Here is a 23,067-nt window from a genome sequence, read left to right as displayed (position 1 = left end):
ATGAAAAAGACGCTTCTGACGACACTTGCTGCACTGATGTGCCTTCAGGCCACACCCGCTCTGGCCGAGAACTACGAGGTGAACCTGACCCGCAAGGGCAGCAATGTCTACAAGATCGACGGCAAGGACATTATCATCCAGACGCGCTACTGCTACGTCTATGCCTACTCGGAGGAGGCGATCTTCAAGACCTCCGGCTATGGCGGCGAGGTCATCTTCTTCGACAGCAAGGACAAGTGCGACGTGAAAGCCGTATTTGGTGTCTCGAAGCAGAAGCCGGGCAAGTACGTCGTGACGGTGAGTCGCGAGGACGATGACCGGTATGAGGTTTTCGGAACGAACTCCTACATCAAGACTTCGAGCTGCCTGTCCCTCGCGCTTGGCGAGGAGGCTTACCTGACGATTTCGCAGTCCGGCTTCGGACGGCTGCGTTTTGAGGATGGCGACGACTGCATGGTCGAGGCCGTCTACACCAAGCTGCGGCTATGAGAGGGAGGTGATGAACCGTGGCTGCTGCCACAGACAAACAAAAGGGAAACGCCACAGGCTCTCTAACCACGGTTATCGAGCCAACCGATGCCTATGAAGGCCGGCTTACCTCGTCCGGCGGCAGGCATTATGAGCGGCGAGATGGCCACCACCTTCGAATTTGCTTCGCCAAATGCTACGCCCCGTGCTAGTGCTTGGATTCAAAAGAATCTCATCCACATATCACCTCGTTGAAGCCAGTAGGGTCTGGCTTTGCGCAAGGGCACAGCGCTCCTTGTGCGCCTTCATCATGGATTCCCTATGAGTGACAGGTCGGAGGCGATCTACTGCATCCTTGTGGTAGTCGCAACAGCTCTGGTGAGCGTTGCCAGCTGCGTCCGCAGTAAACACCCGAAGTTCCCGTGATCCAACCCGTGACACACCACAAGGCCCGGCAATCGCCGGGCCTTGTGCGTTTATGCCCGAGATTAAGGAGAAGAGACGATGCACCTGGTTGAAACAATGGCCTATGCCGGCGAGCGGCCGTGGCACGGCCTCGGTCACAAGCTGGCGCCGCAACAGCCGATCGATGTTTGGAAGCGGGAGGCCGGCATGGACTGGTCGATCGAAGAGTCGGAGGTCCGCTACGTGGTTGGCAAGAACGGGATCGGTGCCATCAACGCCTTCCCGGAGCAGAAAGTCCTGTACCGGTCCGACACGCAAGCGCCTTTGTCGGTCGTGTCCAAGCGGTACAAGGTGGTCCAGCCGGGTGAGATCCTGGAGTTCTACCGCGACCTGACCGAAGTCGGCGGCTTCGAGCTGGAGTCGGCCGGCGTGCTCCGCGAGGGGCGCAAGTTCTGGGCGCTGGCCAAGACCGGGCAGAGCACCGTCCTGAAGCGAAGGGACCGCGTGGACGGCTACCTGCTGCTGGCCACGGCCTGCGACGGTACCCTGGCCACGACCGCCCAGTTCACCTCGGTCCGAGTGGTCTGCAACAACACCCTGTCGATCGCCCTGGGCAGCAACGCCGGGGCCGTGAAGGTGCCCCACCGCAGCCAGTTCAATCCGGACCTGGTGAAGCGCCAGCTCGGGATCACCGTCTCCACCTGGGACTCGTTCGTCGCCCGCATGAAGGCGCTGGTCGACTGCCCGGTGGATCCGGACTCGGTCGATGGCCTGCTTCGTCGGGTCCTGACCTATCCGAACCCGGACGGGGAGGGCGTAGCGGTCAATGAGCAGGCGTTCAAGACCGCTCGCGCCCTGTACGACGGCGCAGGCAAGGGGTCCGAGCTGGCGAGCGCCAAAGGAACGGCTTGGGGCGTGCTGAGCAGCGTCACCGAGTTCGTCGACCACCATCGGCGGGCCCGCAGTGACGATCACCGCAGGGAAGCGGCCTGGTTCGGTGCGGGCGCCCAGATCAAGCAGCGCGCGTGGGATGAAGCGCTGAAACTGGTGGCCTGAGCGATGGCGGTCGATCGTCTCGACGTGGCCTACATCGCCATCGACGCCAAGCACGCCCTGGACAAGAGCTGCACTCCCTACTCGGACATGCCGTTCGAGGGGGAGTGGGGCTACATCCGGGCGTGCATCGACCAGGCCGAGCTGCTGGGACGGACGTGGCAGGCCTGCAGCGAGGTGTTTCCGGGCCTGTGGTGCTACGAGGTAGCGGAACCCTTCGGTCGGGACTTCGGCCGGCACCTGCTGGCCGGAGGGTCCGTTGATCTTGCCCCCGCCATCCTGGATCGCATCGTTGCCACCGCAATGAAGGTCTCGCCGGCCTAGAAGCCAGCACTCGTCAAGCCGTTTCAACAGCAACCCATAGGCCCGGCCTCCGAAAGGAGCGCCGGGCCTTTTTCTTTGGAGAAACCGTAATGAGCAGATCACCGGCATTGCGCCTGATCGACACGCGGGAGATGGCGCGTGAGGAGTGGTTGGAGGTCCGTAAGCAGGGAATCGGCAGCTCGGACGCCGCCGCGGCAGTCGGCCTTTGCCCCTACAAGAGCCAGCTGGAGCTATGGATGGAGAAGACCGGCCGGGCCGTCCAGGACGAGGAACCGGGTCAGGACTCGCCCATGTACTGGGGCACCTTGCTGGAGCCCTACGTGGCCTCGGCCTACACGCAGCGGACGGGCATCAAGGTCCGCCGGCTCAACGCCGTCCTGCAGCACCCCACCTACAGCTACATGCTGGCCAACATCGACCGCGAGGTCGTGGGCAACCCGGACGTCCAGATCCTTGAGTGCAAGACGGCCGGGGAGTTTGGAGCGCGTCTGTGGCGCGATGGCGTGCCCGAATACGTCCAGCTCCAGGTCCAGCACCAGCTGGCGGTCACGGGCAAGGATGCCGCGGACGTGGCGGTACTGCTGTGCGGCCAGAAGCTGGAGATCCACCGGGTCGAGCGGGATGAGGAGATCATCTCCCGCCTGGTCGTTCTGGAAGCCCGGTTCTGGGAGTACGTCACCCAGGACGTTCCACCGCCGGCCGACGGCAGTGAATCGGCCGCCAAGGCGCTCAGGAGCCTGTACCGGGGCAACGACACCACGGTGGACTTCAGCGAGGACGGGGCGCTCTCGGAAGCCTTCAGGGGCCTTGTCTCGCTCAGGGACGAGATCGATGAGAAGGCCAAGCAGGCCGAGTGCCTTCGCCAGCGGCTGCAGGAGGCGATGGGGGAAGCCTCGAAGGCAGTGTTCCCGACCGGTGAGATCACTTTCCGCCGATCCAAGGACAGCTCCAGCGTCGACACCAAGAAGCTGGTCGAGGCGCACCCCGAGCTCGTGGCCGAGTTCACCGTCACCAGGCCCGGGAGCCGTCGCTTCCGGATCGTCACCCACTCACCAGAAGGAGCATGACCATGCTGAAAGGCCTGGCAATCACGCCGCCCGTGGTTGGGCGGATCTCGATCGGCCGTGTGGTCGAGCGCAACGGCAAGCGCCTGCCGGAGAAGGATGACCAGTTCACTCTGACCAGTCAGGTGCAGAACAGGGAAGGGTGGATCCTGCACCCGCTCGACGAGGCCCTACGCAAGGATGCCGGCGGCAAGCTTCGATCGGTCCCGGTCCAGCTGCTGTTCGACGACCCGGCGTTGAACCTGAGGGCGGACTACTCCCTGTTCGACCGGAGTACGGGCAGGCCGGTGTGCGTGGGCAATGGAGAGACCAGCCGCCGGATGGCCAAGGAGGGCGTCACCCAGGAGTCCTGTCCGGGTCCGGACGCCTGCGCGTTCGCCATGGGCGAATGCAAGGCCTATGCCCGACTCAACGTACGAGTGGGGGAGGAGGACGAGCTGGGCAGCTTCGTGCTGCGCACCACGTCCTACAACACCATCCGCACGCTCGCGGCCCGGCTGCAGTACTTCCACGCCGTGTCGGGCGGAAGACTCGCCTGCATGCCCTTGGAGCTCAAGCTACGGGGCAAGTCGACGACGATGAGCTTCCGCTCAGCGATCTACTACGTCGACCTGGTCGTCCGCTCGGGGCTGACGCTGGAACAGGCCATTACCCAGGCGCGGGAGGTCGACCAGAGCCGCAGGGACGCGGGGTTCGATCAGGAAGCCCTGGACGAGGCCGCTCGCCGTGGGTTTGCCAATGGCGCGTTTGAGGACCTGGCAGAGGATGTCCCGGCCGTGGTGGAGGAGTTCTATCCGGATAGCCAGGAGCCGGGTTCCGGCGCCCCAGCGCAAACCAGCGACACCGTCAGCTTGCACGAGCGCCTTCAGAAGAAGGTCGCCCGTGCCGGCACCGCATGACGCCAAGCGAAGGAGGGTGCGATGACGAGGGTGATTGGCGCAGTGGTCGTCTACGGCTTCGCGTTGTACGGCTTTGGCAGGTTCCTGGTGTGGATGTACACCGCGACGGGGACGAAGTACTCACCCGGACACCAGGCGTCTCCTGGCGGCTGACCGGGCAAACACGAACAGCGATCGAAGGGGCGCCCGTGCGCCCCTTCGTCGTTTCCGGTCCTGTAGGGCCATCTTATAGATGAGGAAGCAATGGACAAAGACACGCCAGAGCACCTGTCGCTCTACGTGAGGAGCAAGTCACGCAGATACAAGGTCGCCAGCGGTGACGAGATCGTGGAAGCGGCACGAGCCGTGGTCGGGCAGCGGATGAGGCGAGGGGCGTCTTTCACCGATCCGAAGAAGGCAAAGGAGTTCTTTCGGGACAAGTTGTCGGGACTCCAGCGGGAGGTGTTCGCCGCAGCGTTCCTCGACAGCCGTCACCGCCTCATTGAGTACGCAGAGCTGTTCCAAGGAACGATCGACGGTGCTGAAGTACACCCCAGGGAGGTTGTTCGACACGCAATCCGGACGAACTGCGCCGCGATCATCATTGGGCACAACCACCCTTCTGGATCGGTTGAACCTTCCGCAGCGGATCGAGCTGTCACGGCGCAACTCAAACAGGTGCTCTCCTTGGTGGATGTGCGACTGCTCGACCACATTGTTGTGGGCGGTCACCAGACGACGGCCTTGGCTGAGCGTGGATGGGTGTGATGGTCATAGGCCAGACCCGGTGGGTGCTTGCCAGTCAATTCACCCGCCAGCCAATAGGGGCTGGCGGGCTGCCATCGGTAACCTACTTTTTTCGTTCGCGCGCATTCAGGCCACAAGACCAACAGATCGAACAACGATGCTCAGGTCCGATGAGACGGCTTTCGACCCGAAGCGGACGGTCGGCCAAGCATTTCACAGCGGCCCAAGGTGCCGGAGACTTGGCGGTTATGCGCCCGCCAGATCGTCGGGACCAAGATAAACGAGGTCGATCTTGCTGACATCTTGCGCCACCTGTGTGCGTAGCAGGCCCCTTCGATGGGAATTGAGTGCGTTCTGAACTGTACCTAGCGGAGTACCGTCTGGCGAAAGTACCCACGACCGACCTGCCCAATGGTGAATCTGGACAACGGTGCTGGGCGGCGGGGGCGCAGCCAACCACGTGATGCTAGCCCGATAGTGCCTATCGACCCATGTGAGCTTCTCGCTCGGCGTTAAGTTCTGTAAGAACTCCGTCCAAATCGGTCTCGTTTCTCTAGTTGGCCAGTCGGCCTGAGCGTTCCAAGCGGTGAGCACTTCTGCATTCAGCCATTGCCGCAGCTCCTTGCCCGTGGTGAAGGTCGCCCCGGTATCAGCGACTGCTTTGATTGCAGCCAGCCGCGAATTGAAGCCGGCCTGGATTAGGATTGATGCAGAGCGGTTGAGCGTGCCGGTCACGACTGCCGGGACCGCAAGGCCAAGTTCATGGTCTTCTAGGCTCAGTCCATGTGCGCCTACCTCATCGCCATTTGCGCTGGCGCGGACCCTAATTGCTTCCATTGCCCAGGGCAGCCGGTAAACAAGGGCTCCTTCAACAAACTGAAGCACTTCCGATGGCTGATCTCCGCCCAGCGCGGCCAGAGGCTGCCCCATCAGCCAAGCACGCAAGATGTCGCGCCAGTTCGCCGGCAGCGGGTCGGGTATGAAGGGATAGAATGTGAATACACGCTCAGCGAGAACGGTGATAGAGGTGATTGCGACTTCAGCGTCACCCTCAAGGATCGCGCCATTGGCTTGGATGAGAAGTAGGTTGACTTCGGAGGCTATGGCATCGAGGGCATGACCCGTCGTCAGACCGACGCCTGCCAGAAAATAGCCACGGCGTTGAACGGCCGTCGACTGATTCCAGATCAGCCGGCTACGGGAGGAAAGACCTGCCTTTAACAACTGCTGGAATTGAGTATCCAGACGCTCCAGACGTCGCTGCCACAGAGAAGATTGGAGGATGTCGTCCAAGGCAGCCTCGATCCCTTCATTGGGAATGTCGTTTTCCCCAATGAGACTGAGAATGGCTGTATCGAGTGTCGCAACGTGCCGCTCCCAATCAGCCAGGGCGCGATTCCGGTCTTCCGGCTCCTCATTGCGGATCTCGGGAAAGGTCCAGGCAGCGGCGCTGTTGACAACATAGTCAACGAGCTGATTGATGTCTCCGCCGATGCGCGCATGCATCCGTGTCAGCAGCACCGCGACCAACTGAACGAGACCGCTTTCCATATCGCGCGCACCAAGGTCGGTGATGAGCGCTTCCCAGTTCCGCCGCTTCTTGGGGATGTCGTCGAACATTGGGAAGAGGACGATGCCCTCGACGTCGACATAGGCGCGTCCGGCGCGCCCGATGACGTTCTTGAACTCGCTGATCTCGATCCGCTCGCCGGCGCGGTGGAGCGAATACATAATGACGGCGGTCGCCGACAGATTGAGACCTTGGGCCAGGGTAGGCGAGGATATGGTGACCTTGAGGACGTTCTCGCGCAGCAGGCGCTCTACCTCCTTGCGATAGGCCGTCGGCAGGGCGCCATGGTGAAGAGCGACGCCGAGACGCAGGCATTTGAGGATGGCGCTGCCGGCGCCTAGCCATTCCTCGCCCAGCGCGATCGCGGTGTTTAGCACGTTAGGATCGGCCTCGAGCAGCGTGCGCAGGGCGCCGCGCTCATGCAGATCGACGATGACGTCGGCGAACGGCTCGACGCTGCGCCGCTCGGGGCAGAAAACGAGGACGGTCTGACCGTCGTCAACAAGCCGCCAAGCGGTCGCAAGGCAGAGTTCGCGCTGGTCGTCGGGAAAGAGCCGAGCGCGGCGACGCTTTGGTGGAATCCAGTTGGGCGGGGCAGCGCCGGTAAGGAAACGCTGGACCCAGGGCCTCTCGTCGCCGACGTGGAGGTTGAGTCGCGCGGTTGGCGACGTCCAAACAACCTCGCCGAACCGTAGCCGGGTCGGCCGCCAGTCATTCTTGATCAGTCCTCCCGGATGATCACGGCGGAGCCAGCCGGCGAAGTCATCGAGCTGGTCGCCATCGGGCAGGATGGCCGAGAGGCAGACGATTCGGCGCTCTTGAGCATCAGCACGACGCAGAAGCCGCTGAATCTGCACCTCGTAGCGAACCTCGCGCTCGTTGAGGCCGATCATGTGCCCTTCGTCGAACACCAGCAGGCCGACATCATCGAGCAGCGAAGGATCGTTACGGAGCGCGAAGTCGAGCTTCTCTGGCGTCGCGACGACGATGTCGCGCTCGCGAATCGCGTCCTCGTCGAAGCCGCTAATGCCGATGCTGCCATAGAGGGCCGAGATGGTCTTGCCGAGGGGCCCGAAGGTCCGTTGGAGCGTGGTTTCGGTCTGCGCCGACAGGGCGCGCAGCGGCGTGACAAACACGACCCTCTTGCCTCCGGCTAGGCAGCGCAGGATGCATAGCTCGGCGATGCGGGTCTTGCCGGCGCTTGTCGGCAGCGACACGACGAGGTCGTCTGATTGGTCGACAGCGCGTGCGGCCGCCTCGGTCTGTGAGGGCCATAAGTCGATCTCCGCCTTCGCCCGACGTTGAAGCAACGCGATGAATAGCTCGCGCAGACGCGGCCAGTCGGCCGCAACTCCACCAGCGGACTGAATCGGGACCCTTTCGTGGAACGTGTTCGTCCAGAGGTCCGAAAGCAGGTGGATCGCAACGCGATGCGCCCACCATTGGGGCAACATGTTCATCTCGCTGCAGATCGTCAGGCTTACGCGAAGCCGCTCCAACGCCTGATCGACGAGCACTCGCTCACCGCGTTCGAGCGCGAGAAAATAAAGAGACATGGCGGCCATGAAGGCATCAGTGAGCGCGGCATCCAGACTTTCGAAAAGGAAGTCGTCACCACCGGCGTCGGGCTGCACGGCAGCGCCCTCCGCTTGGTCGAGGTGGGCCTGGATCTCAGTGGCGATCCGGGCATCGCTGCCTTGGCCGGAGACCCGGTAGTCGAGAGTGCTGCTGCGTAAGGCACTGAAATTCCTTCGCATCAACTGAGCCAGCGCCCGCTCGATCGGTGAGAAATTCTCATCTGCCTCGACGATTGCGAGCAGTGAATAGGCGCGTGCGGACAGGTGCGCAAGATGATAGGCGGCCGCAGCCATAACGAAGTGGAAATCGCGATCGGTCTCCTGGCGGTTGCCTTTTGCCATCACCGCTTCAAGAGCCGTGGCAGCCTGTTCGAATGCCGCGCGAGCCTGAGTGTGATCGCTGCCGACCTCACGAAGGCGCAGGCCGAGGCCGAGCAGGGCATAGGCATAGCTGTGCAGGTCGTAGCTAAGCTGCGGTGCGAAGTCCGGCGCGTCGGGCGGAAGGGTGCCATCACGCCAGATGATCGCGCGGGCCTGCCCGCGAGCGAGCAGTCGGTTCCGAAAGCCGGCGGCCGTCGCCTCGGCGATATCTGCGGCGATGGCCTCAGGGGTTGTTGGCATCGGCGATCACTCGATCGTAAACAGCGCCGATAAAGGCGCCATGCCCTTCCACGCGAAGTCCGATCATCCATTGATTGATAGGCCCGGCATATGTCTGCAAGGAGGCGGCTAGCAGTGCGTCCGGGGCATTGCCTGAGAATGTGAAAAGCAGATGCTGGACACTCTGCAGCGGGATGCCATGCTTGAGCAGCGCATCGTCGATTGCATCGGCTAACTGCAGATTGCCGAGCTCTAGGAGGCGCGCGGAAACAAACTGCAGTGCGTGCGCCGAGGGCAGTCCTCCATCTTTGTCCAGCCCGGCGCGGGCTTCGGTCAGGACTTGTGCCGTCAATGAGGCGCGACTCTTTGCTTCCGTTTTCAGGAAGCGAAGACGTTGAGACTGAGGGTCCTGCAGGATGCCAATCACGTCGTCGCCACGCATCGCCATATTGCGATGGTCTTTCCAACGCAGGCGTTTGATCGGCGCCCTGTAGCCACCGCTGTGAGCATCGATCCATTCCGTCGCGTAGATCTCGCCGAGGTCGCCGGACCGAATCTGCTTCGTGGTCGGCAGTTTGCCTTCGATCAGGGCCGCGGTCGCGGGCTTGCCGAGCCGCACGAATGCGCGTGCCAATTGCTCTTCTGAGGCGTAGTGCGAGGGCACGATAGCTGCCGTCGCCTCGATGCCGACCCCTAGGCTAGGGGCCTGCCCGGTCATCACACGCCGATGGTGGATCCCCACCATCGTATCGACCGAAATGCACCAATGATGAAACTGGGCCATCCTCGCTCCTAATTAGTACGAAAAAAGGTCGCGTACGCGTATGAACGGTGCGCCGGTTTCTGCGGCGCGGCGGACTTTGCGTTCGAGGACTTGAGTGAGCGGGATTTCACGGTTGAGCATCTCGTAGAGGTCGAGGCCGTCCATGCAGATGACCCGTTTGCCGCGTCCAAAGGCGGCGAGGCCGTCTTCGGTGAAGCCGCTGTTGCTGACGAAGAGGCCACGGGTCCAGGCCGCTTTCTGCTCGATCTTGCCGTGAAAGGTGTGCAGTTCGGCGACGCCGATCGGCGGGCCACACCATTTTGCTTCGAGCAAATAGATCTCGCTCGCGAGTTGAAAGCTGCCGTCGATCTGTTCGCCGCGCAGTCGGAACGGCTCTTGGGCAGCGAGTCCGAAGGCGTCGAACAACCCTTTGAGGAAGCCCTCAAACGCATAACCGCGCGCATGCGGCGCCAAGACCGATACCTGCAGTAAGTCCGCTTTGATCTTGGTAATGGCCGCGCGGTCGACGGTAAGAGACTGGGGGCTTTTTGAAGGCCGCGACGGTTTGGAGTCGCCCGTTAAGCGGCTGATCAGGCCTTGATAGCGGGCCTGGGCATTAGTGACGGGGTCGGCGCCGCCGGAGCGGGTCAGATACTCGCTGCGATGCTCCCAGAGCGCTTCTAGAGTGCGAACGGCGGTCTCATCATCGCAGGTCTGAAGGAAATGGCGGAGGCGCTTACCCTTCGAGCCGCCATTGACCGCGTGCTTCGGATCGTCGATGTTGACCTTGAGTTCGGAGGCGAAGAAGTCCGAGAAACTTCTGTCGGAAAAATCCAACACGAAGCCTGGGCCCCGGACGAAGTCGACGAGGTCGTCAATTAGACGTAGGTCAATGGATCGAACCGAACTGATGAAGCCCCCCTTCCCTGAAAGCAGCCTTGAGAAGCTGTGGATTGCATCTTGAAGCATCGCAATCTTCGCAATAATGTCATCTCACGAAGGCCATGTCTCGTCAAACATCATTGGTACCGGCGCTAGTCACTACACACGTGAACCCTTGACCCGCGTCTTGAATGTCCGCTTCTGGCCGAAAGCCTCCTTCCGGGGGTTGCTGATCAACGTCGACCTGCTGATTGTCGACGGTTGGCTGGTTTGAGTGATCAGCCCCGTGAGTCTGCGCAGTCACCGGATCGCATCTCAGCTTAGTCTTGCGTTGCTGCTACCAGAGGCCTCCCCACCAGGCGCACCGGGTCGAATGAAAACACGTGCTCCAGCGGCGCATCATGGCAGCGACCAACCAGCCGGTCCGGAAACGCCGCCCGCCCGGAGTCCAGGTCGACCTCGGCCGAGCAGATCGGACACGTGCCCCAGTGGCGCACGACAGCAAACTCACGGGATCTCAGCTTCCGCCCCGGCACCGGCATGGTGCGAAGCTGTCCGTAGAGCTCGCTCATCGCCAGATAGGACGGCCCCGCCATCGTGACTCGCTGCGTCGGCAGGCGGAACACCGGCAGCGACACCCACCACAGCCACCCAGTAATCAGCATCGCGAGACCGAGCTGGGCTGGCGCGGCGGTGGTCACTGGCTGGCCCTTTGCCCATGAGGCGTACAGCCACCACCAGACGAGCCCAATCAGGGCCATGTTCAGGACGACGCTGCCGATGAGCACGTAGCCGCGCCATGACTGCACGGGGAACGGCCTGCTGCCCACCGTCAGCCTCAGCCACAGGGCTGGCTTGACGGGATCCATCTGGTAGCGAACCAGGGTCGAATCGATCTGTGATGAGGCGCTGTCCTCCTCAGGCTCCGCCTCAATGGTCCGGTGAAATTCGAAGGACAGCCTGGAGGGCAGCCCGCGGCCCCCGCCTTTCTTGACCACGAGGTGTGGCGTCAGGGAGCAGCCTTCCTGAGCGCACCTCTGGCGGATCTGTTCCTGGCGTGATCCCCACCAATTCTCCAGCTCGGTCGCCCGGAACGCCTTCAAGGAGGTATCTCCAGCCCCTTCCAGCTCCTGAAAGAGCGCCCGAAGGGTCGTGGTGTCCGTGTCAGGAGGCGGTTCACCGCGCGAAACAGCGGTCAGGGTCGTGTCCACGACCTCCCGAAGCACTCGAGCATTGCGCTGCTGGCCCCCCTCCCGATCCAGCCAATCAAGCGCCAATTGGAGGGATTTGACCTCTGGATTACCCGTTTGGGCGGGTTTGGAGCTGTTTTCGTCCATGGTTTGCCGCGAATTTTTGCTTTCCCTCCGATCAAGGAAAGCACCATGGATACCATCCCAGAGCCGTTCTCACTCCGCAATCCGTCCGGCAACCCGCAGGCGCGGCGCGGCGGGTTTCGAGTCCCGTTCGGGCTGAAAGACGGCCGGATCTGGGCACCGAGCGAGGTGCCAAAGGGCAAGGCGTGCGGCTGCGTCTGCCCGGCGTGCCATGCGCCCCTGGTCGCAAAGGCCCAGGAGAGCAGGCGCAAGCGCCCCCATTTCGCCCACCTGACCGACACCGGCTGCCAGACCGGTCGCGAAACCGGGATCCATGAGCGGGCCAAACAGCTGATCGCCGATCACCAGCGGCTGGTGGTCCCGGCTTGGACCGGCGACCCCATCGACATGCCAAACCCGCCGCGTGCCCGGGACGAGGATGGGCACCTCCATTGGGGGCGTCAGGTTGACCGACCGGCCTGCAGCATGGAGCTGCGCGACATTGAGATCGAGCGATCGTTCGGCACCTATACGCCCGACGTCGTTGGCAGGGATGAAGTCGGCGAGCTCCTGATTGAGGTTCGTGTGACCCATGCCGTGGGCGACATCAAGGCGGAGCGAGTCCAAGCCCAGGGCCGGAGGATGGTCGAGATCGACCTTTCCCAGCTGCACCGGGACATCCCCCATGATCTGGCGGCCTTCGAGCATGCGGTGCTCGATGACGCTGCCAACCGCAGCTGGATCTCGTGCCCCGAGGCAGTCGCGGAGTGGGAGGCCTACAAGCTGGAGCTGGAGGAGCAGGTTGCGGCAAGAAACCGGGAGATCGCTGAGCTGCGGAATCAGATGGTCAAGGCCGCCAAGGCTCGCCAGGAGCGCGAGGCGAGCCAGGCCAGGGACAAGGAGGGTCGGAGGTCCTACGTGCGCCGACAGAAGCGTGCACAACACGCCGCGGATCTGGGGCAGCTGATGGAGCTGACATCGCCTGAGCGAGTCGACGGGCTTCTACGCGAGTACCGGATCAGTGCAGAAGGCCGGGTCAGTGAGCTCCTGGACTCCGTTTCCCCGGCGGTTCGGTCTGCCTGTCTCCGCGCCCACGAGGATGCCTGGATCTTCGGCGTGGATCCGGCGCTTTGGCAGCTCCTGGCCCACTGTCATTTCGTGGCACAGCGGCGACCGGGTGACCGGTTCAACCAGAGGGACGTCGCCGCCTGGGTCCGCCGCAGCTTCCATCCCGAGCGGGAGCTGTACAGGCTCTTCGTCGCCCAGTACGCCAATCGGGCCGAGGCCCAGCGCGCGGGATTTCGCAAGCGGCGACTGGCCTACTGGGTGTTCACCGATGAGGAGAACGACCGGATCCCGAACTTCTACTCTCCCGTCAACGACTTCATCGACCGGCTGGAGTCCGCTCGAGTCATCCGGAAACTGCCGGCGCCCAAAGGCGAGTGTGAAGTCCTGGCGCCGCCGTCGACGGGGTTCATGCCTGCAGCGGCAGTTGGAACGGGGCTGTCTCCGGGGGGCTGGAAGTAGGAGTAGGTGGCCTCAGCCCAGCTTTTTTCTTTTTGTTTCAATGGGATAAGGTGATTGCGTCGTTGTTGACTACGCCCGAAAAGATGAACAAAAACTAAACAAAAGTATGGCAGTAGGAAATTACTGCAGAATTGCAATTGACCTACTTCTACTCGCGGTGCAATCTACGCTCAACAGCGGAGGGCACTGCAATGCACAAGACAAGGCATTTTCAGCAGCGGATGGGCCAGCGGGGCATCAATCAGGCGATGATCGATCTGGTGCTGGGGTACGGCGAGAATGAGGGCGACAAGGTCGTCCTGAGTCGCAAGAAGTCGGAGCAGCTCCGCGAAGCGCTCCGCACTCTCATGAAGATCATGGACAAGGGGGGACTGGTGGTCGTTGCCGAAGGCGACGCCCAGATCACCACGTACAACTACACGGGCAGGGGGCACTGATCATGGCCAAGGACAATGCCGGGCAGGTCCTGTTACAGGTGCAGGAACACTTCCGCAGCACCTCTCTCCGCCCCGATGAATCCAGGCTGCTGGCGTTCCAGTTGCTCACCTGGGCGCATCTGTCGGCTAAGGGCAGGCTTGCTGCCGATGTCACGCTTGATACCGCTCTGGCCCAGGGAGGCGTCGATGGGCTGCTGAGCGTACTCAAAAAGCTGTTCTGGCAGCCCGGCGCGCTGGGCGTGGCGTTCTTCAACGCCACTCGATACGTCGAGCAGGCAAATGATGCGGTCTTCGCCGCGCTTAGAACTGTGAAGTACCTGGTCGACGGTGGCGTGTTCGAGAGGTTCGCGTCGGTCGATGTTGCCGGGGACCTGCTTGGTGACGCCTTCGAGGGTTTCGATGTGCCGGTTGAGCTGGCACGTCTGATGAAGGACCTGGCGATCGATGAATCCACGCAGTCGGCATACTTGCCCTGGGAAAATAGTGGCCGGCTTGTCGGTGTGCTGATGGATCATTCCAGCCTGCGCGTCCACGCTGAAGTACACGCGGGATCGCAGATTGCTGCATTGCTGGCCCTGTTTCGTGATGCGCCTACAACAGTTGCGTCAAGCGATCCGCTGCGCGCGCCCGCAGCAGTCCATGGGGGACACCTGGAAAGGTTCGATGCAACCTTGTCGATTCCCCCGATAGGAATGACGAGCGGCGTCGATGACGTGGTGATGCAAGACATCTACAGCCGTTTCCCTGCGGCCAAGGCGAGCACGATGGGCCTGATGGTGCAGCACATGGCAGCCCAGACGGACGGGATCGCCGTGATTGTTGTTCCGAACAGTTTTCTGTTCAGTTCGGGCAAGGATCGGGATGTTCGCGATTACCTGTTGAAGCAGGGCTGGGTCGAAGCAGTCATCGCGATGCCCAATGGAGTTTTCCAGTCCAGTGGGCTGGGGACATCCATGCTTGTGCTGAACACGCTGGCATGCCATCGCCGCGTTGGGTTCGTGGATGCATCGCTGCCGCATTTCCATGCGCCGGTGGGGAAGGGGCGGGTGGTGCTGCAGAACACCGACTTCATTCAGGACTTCTGCCTGAGCCTGAGGGGCGAAGCTGACACCAAGGCACCCGCTCAACGCCAAGAGACGGGCTCGTATGCGGAAATGGTCGGCGCGGATGAAATTTTCGCCAACGATGCCACGCTGGATGTCGGTCGTTACGTGATTCCAAAACAGCAGCGCGAAGCGCAAGCGCGCCTGGAAACCCTGCCAACCGCAACACTGGAGGATGTGGTCCGCATCCTCATTCCGGTCTCCAACAGGGATCGCGGAGTGGATGTGGCAGAAGGAGTCGAGGTTCTCGAAGTTGGGGCCGCCGATCTGCCCAGCACCGGCTACATCCACACTCCTGAAAAGAGCGTGAGAGTGCGCTTGGCGACCAAGCGTTCCGGCAATCCAATGGACATCTTCCTGCGGCCGCGTGATCTGCTTTTGGTCGTGAAAGGCACCGCGGGCAAGGTCGGCATCGTGCCGGACAACGTGCCGCCACCGGGAGAGGGCGGCTGGATCGCAGGGCAATCGTTTGTGGTCCTGAGGGGGGAGAGGCCTGAAGTGGACCTACGTGGCTTGGGCTTGTGGCTGCGATCGAAGATGGGCCAACAGGTGTTGGAAGGCATCAAGACCGGCGCAACCATTCCGATGATGTCCATCAGCACGCTACGAAAGCTCAAGGTATTTGCACTGAACGCGTCCCTGGCCGATGCGGCGGTCGATATTCTGGAGAGAGAAAACGAACTGCAGAGGCAGATCGAGGGTTTACAAGCAGAGCAAGCCGAGATCGCCGAGGACTTCTGGACTGAACTTCTCGCAGAACTGCAGCAGACGCACAAGGATCAGAACACCGCATGAACATCCAGCGACTCGAAGGCGACCTGTGGCAATCAGCAGACGACCTCCGCGCCAACTCCAAGCTCACTGCCAGCGAATACTCGATGCCGGTGCTGGGGTTGATCTTCCTGAGACACGCCAGCAACCGTTTCAACGCCTACCTGCCGGACATCGCCGCCGGGATCGACCCCAAGGTTCCCGCGTCGCGGCGGGAGGCGCTCATCAAGCTGGGCTTCCAGGGCAAGGCCGCCATCTACCTGCCGGAAGCCGCGCGCTTCGAGCACATCGCCAGCCTGCCGACCGGTGCCAACGTAGGCGAGGCGATCGATGCAGCCATGGACAGCATCGAAGCCGAGCATGAAGTCCTGCAGGGAGCACTGCCGCGCGGCTACGCCGCGTTCGAGCCGGACCTGTTGGCACGCCTCATCAAGATCTTCGACGGGGAGGCGATCCGCAACGCCACTGGCGACGTGTTCGGGCGCATCTACGAGTACTTCCTCAACAAGTTCGCCATGACCGGGGCCCAGGAGGGCGGCGAGTTCTTTACCCCGCCATCCCTGGTGCGGATGATCGTCAATGTCATCGAGCCCGACCATGGCCTGGTGCTGGACCCAGCTTGCGGATCAGCGGGCATGTTCGTGCAGTCCGGCCACTTCATTGAGAGCCATGGACAGGATCCGCTGGATGCCGGCGTGGTCTTCCATGGGCAGGAAAAGAGCGATACCAATACCAAGCTGGCCCGCATGAACCTTGCGGTTCACGGCCTGGATGCCAGCAATATCCGCCAGGGCAACACCTTTTACGACCAGATCGAACCACTGATTGGCGAGTGTGACTTCGTGATGGCCAACCCTCCGTTCAACGTGGATGGGGTGGAGACCAAGAGGGTCGAAGGCCAGGTTGCGCCCGATGGCCGCTTGCCATTCGGCCTGCCAGGTTTGGCTGCCAAGACCGGGGCGATCTCCAACGCCAACAGCCTCTGGATCCAGTACTTCTACGCGTACTTGAATCCGACGGGCCGTGCCGGGTTTGTGATGGCTTCCAGCGCCTCGGACGCCGGGAACAAGGACAAAGAGATCCGCGAGAAGCTGGTCAACACCGGCCACGTGGATGTAATGGTCGCCATCGGCAACAAGTTCTTCTATACCCGCACTCTGCCTTGCACGCTGTGGTTCTTCGACAAGGGCAAGCCGGAGTCGCGCAAGGATACGGTGCTGATGCTCGATGCGCGCAATGTGTACACGGTGGTGTCGGCGCGATCGCATGTGTTCAGTGAGGAGCAGCTCGCCAACCTCAACGCCGTGGTGTGGCTTTATCGCGGACAAGGGGACAGATTTGCCGCCCTGGTAGCCCGCTATCAGCAGCATGCAGATGGATGGCTGAAGGTGCTGCCAGAGCGCCTGAAGGCTGACACGGCGGCAATCGAATCGCTGGCGCGCCACCTTACTGTGTTTGCTAAGGACGCGACGCTGACCGAACTTAACGACGGTGTGGATGACGAGGCCCGGATCGATGAAGCGACGCTGGAGACCTTCAGGGAAGAACTTGACGCGGCTCGGGAGGGCGGCAAGGACATCGGGCAAGCCGTCGCAGACCTTGAAGCGGCGGTGACGATCGCATGCAAGGCGATTGCAAAGGCCAGGTCAGAAAAGCTTGCCAGTGTGAAGGCCGCGCAGGCCGTGCTGGAGGACCTTGCGCCTCATTTGAAGTCCACGGCTCGGCAGCTTGAGACTCGGCACAAACAATGGCTGAGGCTGTTGGACAAGGCTGAGAAGGAGCTGCGCGCGCGCAAGAGCGACGCGTTCGATGCCAAGGCCATCCGCGACGCCAGGCGCGCCTTGCTAGCCGCCGACCAGAATCGGAGAGAAGAGGCTACGGTGCGCGATCTGGCGTTGGAGGCGCTGAAACGGACCAGCTACTTCATCGCGCAAGCGCACTGGCTGCTGTCACGCTTTCCTGACGGTGTATTCGTGGACGTTCCGGGCCTGTGCGCGGCCGTCACCCGTGAGCGCATCAAGCAGAACGATTGGTCGCTCACGCCGGGGCGCTATGTCGGCGTCGCGCCGATCATCGAGGATGACGAGGAGGGGTTCGTCGACCGGATGCGGACTATCCATGACGAGCTGGCGGAGTTGAATGAGAGGGCGTCCGAGCTTGCGGCGACCATTAGCGCCAACTTCAAGGAGCTGTTGGCGTGACGATGCTGTCGGAGTGGATCGAGTTCAATCCCAGGGTGCAGATGGAGAAGGGCAAAACGTACCCGTTCGTGGGTATGGATGTATTGCTGCCGGGTAAGCGATTTGTGAGCGCAGAACAAGAGCGAAAGTTCACGGGAAGCGGTGCAAAGTTCTGCAATGGAGACACGCTATTCGCGAGAATTACACCGTGCTTGGAGAACGGGAAGATCTCTCAGTTCATTGACGAGCGCGGTGAAAATGGGGCGTTCGGATCCACCGAGTTTTTTGTTCTTCGTGCGATTCCCGGAAAGTCGACGCCAGCATACGTGTACTATCTTTCGCAAACGGACTTGCTCCGCGGGGTGGCGATTAAGAGCATGGTTGGTGCGTCGGGACGCCAGCGAGCAGATGTGCAGGTGCTCCGGGAGCTTCAGTTGGAAGCGCCGACGCTGGAGGTGCAAGTGCGGATTGGCAGTGTACTTTCGGCGTACGACGACCTAATCGCCACCAACCAGCGCCGCATCGCCCTGCTGGAGGAAGCCGCCCGTCGCCTTTATCGCGAATGGTTCGTGCACCTGCGCTTTCCGGGCCATGAGACCGTCAATGTGATGGATGGCGTTCCGGAAGGATGGGCTAGAACTGCTTTCTCCGATGTTGTACAGATCAATCCGAGAACACCGTTCGAGAAGGGTGTCGAACGCCCATTTGTCGAGATGGCCGCATTGTCCGAAAGGTTAATGGTGGTTGGGGAGCGCTCGTCGCGAGTCATCAGTGGCGGAGCGAAGTTCAGGAACGGTGACACGTTGCTGGCGCGTATCACTCCTTGCATCGAGAATGGAAAGACCGGGTTCGTCCAATTTCTGGAAAGCGACGATGCGGTTGCCAGTGGATCGACAGAATTCATCGTGTTGCGAAGCTCAAAGGCCAATCCGTGGTGGGTTTATTGCACGGCACGTGAGGAAAATTTTCGCGAGCATGCGATCCGCAGCATGTCCGGCTCCGACGGCCGACAACGCGTGAACACCGGCTCGTTCTCGCAATTTGAGGTGCTGCTGCCGCCCCAGAATGTGCTCGAACAGTTCGCCGCGATGGTGGCGGATTCGTTTACTCAGGTGGAGCAACTGACCAATCAAGTCAAGACGTTGGCCAAGGCTCGTGACGCCCTGCTCCCCAAACTGATGAGCGGACAGCTGGACGTCTCCGGCATCCCGCTCCCGGACCTGAAGGCTGCGTAGCCACAATAGGTGAACTTGCCAAACATCAATGAATACATTAAGGTATTCATCCGAATAGTGTCGGAGCTAGCCATGCCCATCACCTCACAGGACATCGTGCCCTTCAACAAGGTCCGCGCCGACCTGACCCGGTTGGCTGATGAAGTGCGCGCGGGTCACGAAAAGATCATCACTCGCAACGGCGAGAGCTACGTGGCGCTGGTGGATGCCCGCAAGTTGGACTATTACCACCGGCTCGAACGCGAAAAGCTCGCCCGGACCAACTCCCAGCTTGGCCTGTTGAATGACGTTGCCATCGGCTTGCAGGACCTCCGTGCGGGTGAGCCGGGCATTCCGGTGGAGGAGGCCAGGGCGCGCTCGCAGGCCCGGCTGGACGCGGCGATCGCCACTCGTAAGGCGGGCACCTGACGCATGGGGGTCTTCCTGGGCGCGGCTTACGAGCTCAGATTGGACGAGGCTGTCGCGCATCTGCTGGACGTTGGCGCGGATGCCGCGGCGCAGGCGCTGCTGGACCAGGCCTACGAGGCCCTTCCCAAACGTCTGGCGCAGGCACCGCGTATCGGACGCGAGTTCATCGTCCGCAACCCCGAAACGTCCGAGGTGCTCGCTGCCTGGGCGGCCGTGCGTGAGCTGCTGGGCGATGACATCGAGCTGCGCGAGTACATCCTGGGAGACTACCTGGCGCTGTATGTCATCCATCAGGATTGCATCCATCTGCTGACGCTGCGCCATCACCGCCAGTGCGGCTTCGATTTCAGCGAGGGGTGAGGGGATGAACGCAAGGGGGGATTACAGCGAAGACGGGATGATCCAGAAGCACGCTGCTGCGATTCTGGACGATCTCGGCTGGACATCGATCCATGCCCAGGCTGAAACCGAGGACAGGCCGCATCTCACCGGGCGCAGCAGCTTTACCGAGGCAGTGCTCAAGCCGGACCTGCGGGCAGCGTTGGAACGCCTGAATCCCGGCCTGCCGGAGGAGGCTTACCAGCAGGCCATCGATCAGGCGACCGCACACGACCATGCCAAGACTTTGGTCGCGATCAACCAGGACAAGCACGAGCTGTTGCGCAACGGCGCGCTGGTCTGGTTCAAGGACCGGGCCGGACGCGCCGTGGAGCGCCGCCTGCGGCTTGTGGACTTTAGCGAGAGCGGGCTGGACAACAACACTTTCAAGGCTGTGCGCGAGCTCTGGGTGCGCGGCTCGAAGAACTACCTGCGCCGTGCCGACCTGGTGGGTTACGTCAATGGCTTGCCGCTGGTGTTCGTCGAACTCAAGCGCTTCGATGTGGACTACAACGACGCCTACAAGAAGAACTACCGCGACTATCGCGGCACCGATGAATCCGGCAAGCAGGCCGCGATCGAAGGCACCATCGAGCAGCTGTTCCACTGGAACCAGTTCGTGGTCTTCTCCAACGGTCATGTCGCCAAGTACGCCAGTATCACGGCCACGCCGGAGCATCATTACCAATGGAAGCGGCTGGATGAGAACGACCCAGAACCGGCCAAGACCACGATGCAGCTCCCGATCCTGCTGCGCGGCATGATGGACAAGGCGCGGCTGCTGGATATCGTCGAGAATTTCGTCCTGTTCGATACCAGCGAAGGCAGCGCCAGCAAGATTGTTGCCCGCAACCACCAGTACCTGGGGGTGAATCGCGTCATCGCTCGCCTGCAGTCGGACGATGAGAAGGCAAAAGCCGAACTGGCGAAAGGTCAGCTCGGCGTGTTCTGGCATACGCAGGGCTCAGGCAAGTCATACTCCATCGTGTTCCTGACCGAGAAGATCAGGCGCAGGGTGTCAGCGGCTTATACCTTTGTGGTCGTCACCGACCGCACCGAGCTGGACGACCAGATTGCCGGCACCTACACCCACTGCGGGCGTGCCAACGCGAAGCATGACCAGGCCCAGACCGGCGCCAGCCTGAGGGCAATGCTCCGGGACAGCAATCGCAGCTACGTCTTCACCCTGATCCAGAAGTACCGGGAGCGCGTGACCGAGCCCTATTCGGAGCGCGACGACATCATCGTAATCAGCGACGAGGCGCACCGCAGCCAGTACGGGCGCCTGGCCCTGAACATGCGCAAAGGACTGCCCAATGCCAAGTTCCTCGGCTTCACCGGTACGCCACTGATCGAGGCGGCGGAGAAGCAGCTGACCCGAGAGGTGTTTGGCGACTACGTCTCCGTTTACGACTTCCAGCGCGCGGTCGCCGATGGTGCGACCCTGCCGCTGAAGTACGAGAACCACGGCGAGAAGCTGAAGATCGTTGATGACGATCTGAACGAGAAGATCACCCGCTATATCGAGGAAGCCAGGCTCGGAGCGACGGCGGAAGACCCTTGGACGGACGAGAAGGAGGATAAGCTCTACCGGACCTTGGCCAAGGAGTACTCCATCTTCACCTCGCCCACGCGCCTTGACGCGGTGGCGGAGGATTTCGTCAAGCACTACTCGCAGCGCCGCAATGCCGTGGCCGGCGGCAACAGCAAGGCGCTGATGGTCTGCATAGACAAGATCACCTGCGTGAAGATGTACGACCTGATCGCTGACAAGTGGAAGGTACTGGGCGACGTGCTGGAGAAGGAGCTGGTTGCCGACGAGTTGGCTTATACCGCCAAGTTCCCTGATCGCCCCTTCCCGAAAATCATGCAGCAAAAGCGTGAACGCCTGGAATGGATGCGCGAAACCGAGTTCTGCGTGGTGGTCTCCAGCGAGCAGGGCGAGGTGGAGGAGTTCAGGAAATGGACCAACCATCGAGGTGAGCCGCTCGAAATCGCGCCCCACCGGGCAAAGATGACCTCACGCAACCTCGAGAAGGACTTCAAGAAGGCCGAGAACCCGTTCCGGGTCGCCGTCGTCTGCGCGATGTGGCTGACCGGCTTCGACGTCAAGTCACTGGCCACCCTGTACCTGGACAAGCCGATGCAGGGCCACACGCTGATGCAGGCGATTGCCCGGGTCAATCGCGTCGGCGGGGGCAAGGCGAACGGCCTGATCATCGACTACAACGGCATGATCAAGAGCCTGCGCAAGGCGTTGGCGACCTTCGCCCAGGGCGACCGTGACGGCAGGGTCGAAGTAGGAGAAGGCGAGGATTCAGGCTATTTGGAGGACGACAGCCAGGGCATTGCCGAGTATGCGGAGAGCATTCGGCACGCGACCGAGTTCCTGGCCGACCTCGGGTTCGAGCTGCAGGACGTGATCGATGCCCAGGGCATGGACAAGGGCGAGAAGATCCTGGAGGCGTGCGACTTGCTCGCGGCCAGCAATGAGCGACGAAAGACGTTCATGGTGATCGTGGAGGACGTTGCCGCCAAGTACAGGGGTCTGTTCCCGAATCCGGGCCTGTTCGCCTATGACGCCCAGGAGAGCGCCCTCAATGCCATCTACAACAAGCTGCAGGCAGCACGTACGTCGCCGGACATCACCGGGTTGCTACAGGGCTTCTACGACGTGGTGGATCTCGGGATCGGCCTGGAGCAGAGGGCCGGTAAGGCACCTGCACAGTTCGATCTGAGCACCATCGACTTCGATCGTTTGCGGGTTGAGTTCCAGAACATCAAGCAGAAGAACCTGGTCGCGCTGAACCTCATGGAGAAGATCGACGAGCGACTCAAGGCCATGCTGGAGGAGAACCCGACACGGGTCGACCTGTACGAAAAGTTCCAGCGCATCGTGGCCGAGTACAACGCCGACAAGGATGAGGCCGAGATCCAGAAAGTGATGGGGGAACTGTTCGCCACCCATGACGAGATGGACGAGGAAGCCAGGCGCTTTCAGCGGGAAGGCCTGGAGACCGAACAACAGCTTGCTGTGTTCGACCTGCTGCGGAAGAAGTCACTCGGCCGGAAGGATCGCGAGGCGGTCAAGAGGGCGGCCGTCGAGCTGCTGGCCAGGCTGGAGGAGCGCAATCTGCTGATGGGTCACCTGCGCGACATGGCTGCCAAGCAGGCGCAGTTGCGCCACGAGATCGAGAACCACCTGTGGGCCAGCGGAATGGCCGACATGGGCTATTCCGAAGACGAGGTGGTGAGCAAGGGCGATGCCGTGTTCGCGTATCTGTTTGCCGGTGCTGCCAGCGGCAGTGCGCGGATGCTTCACTGACGCGAGTCAGTAGGCCTCCCCTCAGGCCAATATCGTCGAAGATCTGGCTAAGTTGCTGA

General features: G+C 61.8%; 18 protein-coding genes. 14 read left to right on the top strand and 4 right to left on the bottom strand.

Going from position 1 to position 23,067, the window contains the following annotated elements:
* The 6 genes from ACM0PY_RS08960 to radC all read left to right on the top strand — a co-directional run bounded on the left by ACM0PY_RS08960 (position 1) and on the right by radC (position 4,960).
* Positions 1-489, top strand: a complete 489-nt coding sequence (locus ACM0PY_RS08960; RefSeq protein ID WP_414609400.1) for a hypothetical protein — start codon at positions 1-3, stop codon at positions 487-489.
* A 483-nt stretch (positions 490-972) separates the two neighbouring features.
* Positions 973-1,929, top strand: coding sequence for a DUF932 domain-containing protein (locus ACM0PY_RS08955; protein WP_099470511.1), 957 nt, complete (start codon positions 973-975; stop codon positions 1,927-1,929).
* A gap of 3 nt (positions 1,930-1,932) precedes the next feature.
* On the top strand, positions 1,933-2,250 hold the full coding sequence (locus tag ACM0PY_RS08950; RefSeq protein WP_099470512.1) for a hypothetical protein: 318 nt from the start codon (positions 1,933-1,935) through the stop codon (positions 2,248-2,250).
* 89 nt (positions 2,251-2,339) lie between these two features.
* Positions 2,340-3,317 (top strand): YqaJ viral recombinase family nuclease, encoded by a 978-nt coding sequence (locus ACM0PY_RS08945; protein WP_099470513.1) that lies wholly within the window; start codon positions 2,340-2,342, stop codon positions 3,315-3,317.
* Between the two features lie 2 nt (positions 3,318-3,319).
* A complete protein-coding gene (locus ACM0PY_RS08940; protein WP_099470514.1) occupies positions 3,320-4,213 on the top strand; it encodes a recombination directionality factor in 894 nt (297 codons plus the stop codon).
* 243 nt (positions 4,214-4,456) lie between these two features.
* The gene (gene radC, locus ACM0PY_RS08935) at positions 4,457-4,960 is read left to right on the top strand and encodes a RadC family protein (RefSeq protein ID WP_099470515.1); all 504 of its coding nucleotides are present in this window, start codon (positions 4,457-4,459) and stop codon (positions 4,958-4,960) included.
* A gap of 225 nt (positions 4,961-5,185) precedes the next feature.
* Here the strand turns inward: radC and ACM0PY_RS08930 are convergent, their stop codons facing one another.
* The 4 genes from ACM0PY_RS08930 to ACM0PY_RS08915 form a co-directional block, all read right to left on the bottom strand.
* Complete coding sequence (locus ACM0PY_RS08930) at positions 5,186-8,707, bottom strand: DEAD/DEAH box helicase (protein WP_099470516.1); 3,522 nt, start codon at positions 8,705-8,707, stop codon at positions 5,186-5,188.
* Positions 8,691-9,470, bottom strand: a complete 780-nt coding sequence (locus ACM0PY_RS08925) for a Hachiman antiphage defense system protein HamA (protein ID WP_099470517.1) — start codon at positions 9,468-9,470, stop codon at positions 8,691-8,693. Before ACM0PY_RS08925 ends, ACM0PY_RS08930 begins: the two co-directional genes overlap by 17 nt.
* A gap of 12 nt (positions 9,471-9,482) precedes the next feature.
* The gene (locus tag ACM0PY_RS08920; protein ID WP_099470537.1) at positions 9,483-10,289 is read right to left on the bottom strand and encodes a restriction endonuclease; all 807 of its coding nucleotides are present in this window, start codon (positions 10,287-10,289) and stop codon (positions 9,483-9,485) included.
* A gap of 362 nt (positions 10,290-10,651) precedes the next feature.
* Positions 10,652-11,542 (bottom strand): hypothetical protein, encoded by an 891-nt coding sequence (locus ACM0PY_RS08915; protein ID WP_158230274.1) that lies wholly within the window; start codon positions 11,540-11,542, stop codon positions 10,652-10,654.
* 171 nt (positions 11,543-11,713) lie between these two features.
* Here ACM0PY_RS08915 and ACM0PY_RS08910 point away from each other — a divergent pair, with 171 nt between their 5' ends.
* The 8 genes from ACM0PY_RS08910 (at position 11,714) to ACM0PY_RS08875 (ending at position 23,008) form a co-directional block, all read left to right on the top strand.
* Positions 11,714-13,171 carry a competence protein CoiA family protein gene (locus ACM0PY_RS08910; protein WP_099470519.1) on the top strand — a complete coding sequence of 486 codons (1,458 nt, stop codon included), beginning with the start codon at positions 11,714-11,716 and terminating at the stop codon, positions 13,169-13,171.
* Between the two features lie 191 nt (positions 13,172-13,362).
* Positions 13,363-13,608, top strand: coding sequence for a DUF4258 domain-containing protein (locus ACM0PY_RS08905; RefSeq protein WP_099470520.1), 246 nt, complete (start codon positions 13,363-13,365; stop codon positions 13,606-13,608).
* Between the two features lie 2 nt (positions 13,609-13,610).
* Positions 13,611-15,506 carry an N-6 DNA methylase gene (locus tag ACM0PY_RS08900; protein WP_099470521.1) on the top strand — a complete coding sequence of 632 codons (1,896 nt, stop codon included), beginning with the start codon at positions 13,611-13,613 and terminating at the stop codon, positions 15,504-15,506.
* Positions 15,503-17,683: a type I restriction-modification system subunit M gene (locus ACM0PY_RS08895; protein ID WP_099470522.1), complete on the top strand. Its 2,181-nt coding sequence runs from the start codon at positions 15,503-15,505 to the stop codon at positions 17,681-17,683. Before ACM0PY_RS08900 ends, ACM0PY_RS08895 begins: the two co-directional genes overlap by 4 nt.
* 2 nt (positions 17,684-17,685) lie before the next feature.
* On the top strand, positions 17,686-18,897 hold the full coding sequence (locus ACM0PY_RS08890; protein WP_239544486.1) for a restriction endonuclease subunit S: 1,212 nt from the start codon (positions 17,686-17,688) through the stop codon (positions 18,895-18,897).
* Between the two features lie 72 nt (positions 18,898-18,969).
* Entirely contained in the window at positions 18,970-19,305 is a 336-nt protein-coding gene (locus ACM0PY_RS08885; RefSeq protein ID WP_099470523.1) for a type II toxin-antitoxin system prevent-host-death family antitoxin, read from the top strand.
* 3 nt (positions 19,306-19,308) lie between these two features.
* Entirely contained in the window at positions 19,309-19,665 is a 357-nt protein-coding gene (locus ACM0PY_RS08880) for a hypothetical protein (protein WP_099470524.1), read from the top strand.
* 4 nt (positions 19,666-19,669) lie between these two features.
* On the top strand, positions 19,670-23,008 hold the full coding sequence (locus ACM0PY_RS08875) for a type I restriction endonuclease subunit R (RefSeq protein ID WP_111188969.1): 3,339 nt from the start codon (positions 19,670-19,672) through the stop codon (positions 23,006-23,008).
* Positions 23,009-23,067: the final 59 nt, after the last annotated feature.

Origin of the sequence: Stenotrophomonas sp. BR163 (assembly GCF_047520985.2) — a bacterium.
Classification (GTDB): domain Bacteria; phylum Pseudomonadota; class Gammaproteobacteria; order Xanthomonadales; family Xanthomonadaceae; genus Stenotrophomonas; species Stenotrophomonas sepilia.
This window is presented reverse-complemented; position numbering and strand designations above follow the sequence as displayed.

Coding starts and splice junctions, on each gene's coding strand:
- ACM0PY_RS08895 (WP_099470522.1), top strand. CDS start 15,503: ATGAACATCCAGCGACTCGAAGGCGACCTGTGGCAATCAGCAGACGAC.
- ACM0PY_RS08950 (WP_099470512.1), top strand. CDS start 1,933: ATGGCGGTCGATCGTCTCGACGTGGCCTACATCGCCATCGACGCCAAG.
- radC (WP_099470515.1), top strand. CDS start 4,457: ATGGACAAAGACACGCCAGAGCACCTGTCGCTCTACGTGAGGAGCAAG.
- ACM0PY_RS08900 (WP_099470521.1), top strand. CDS start 13,611: ATGGCCAAGGACAATGCCGGGCAGGTCCTGTTACAGGTGCAGGAACAC.
- ACM0PY_RS08930 (WP_099470516.1), bottom strand. CDS start 8,707: ATGCCAACAACCCCTGAGGCCATCGCCGCAGATATCGCCGAGGCGACG.
- ACM0PY_RS08925 (WP_099470517.1), bottom strand. CDS start 9,470: ATGGCCCAGTTTCATCATTGGTGCATTTCGGTCGATACGATGGTGGGG.
- ACM0PY_RS08885 (WP_099470523.1), top strand. CDS start 18,970: ATGCCCATCACCTCACAGGACATCGTGCCCTTCAACAAGGTCCGCGCC.
- ACM0PY_RS08890 (WP_239544486.1), top strand. CDS start 17,686: ATGCTGTCGGAGTGGATCGAGTTCAATCCCAGGGTGCAGATGGAGAAG.
- ACM0PY_RS08910 (WP_099470519.1), top strand. CDS start 11,714: ATGGATACCATCCCAGAGCCGTTCTCACTCCGCAATCCGTCCGGCAAC.
- ACM0PY_RS08940 (WP_099470514.1), top strand. CDS start 3,320: ATGCTGAAAGGCCTGGCAATCACGCCGCCCGTGGTTGGGCGGATCTCG.
- ACM0PY_RS08955 (WP_099470511.1), top strand. CDS start 973: ATGCACCTGGTTGAAACAATGGCCTATGCCGGCGAGCGGCCGTGGCAC.
- ACM0PY_RS08880 (WP_099470524.1), top strand. CDS start 19,309: ATGGGGGTCTTCCTGGGCGCGGCTTACGAGCTCAGATTGGACGAGGCT.
- ACM0PY_RS08945 (WP_099470513.1), top strand. CDS start 2,340: ATGAGCAGATCACCGGCATTGCGCCTGATCGACACGCGGGAGATGGCG.
- ACM0PY_RS08875 (WP_111188969.1), top strand. CDS start 19,670: ATGAACGCAAGGGGGGATTACAGCGAAGACGGGATGATCCAGAAGCAC.
- ACM0PY_RS08960 (WP_414609400.1), top strand. CDS start 1: ATGAAAAAGACGCTTCTGACGACACTTGCTGCACTGATGTGCCTTCAG.
- ACM0PY_RS08905 (WP_099470520.1), top strand. CDS start 13,363: ATGCACAAGACAAGGCATTTTCAGCAGCGGATGGGCCAGCGGGGCATC.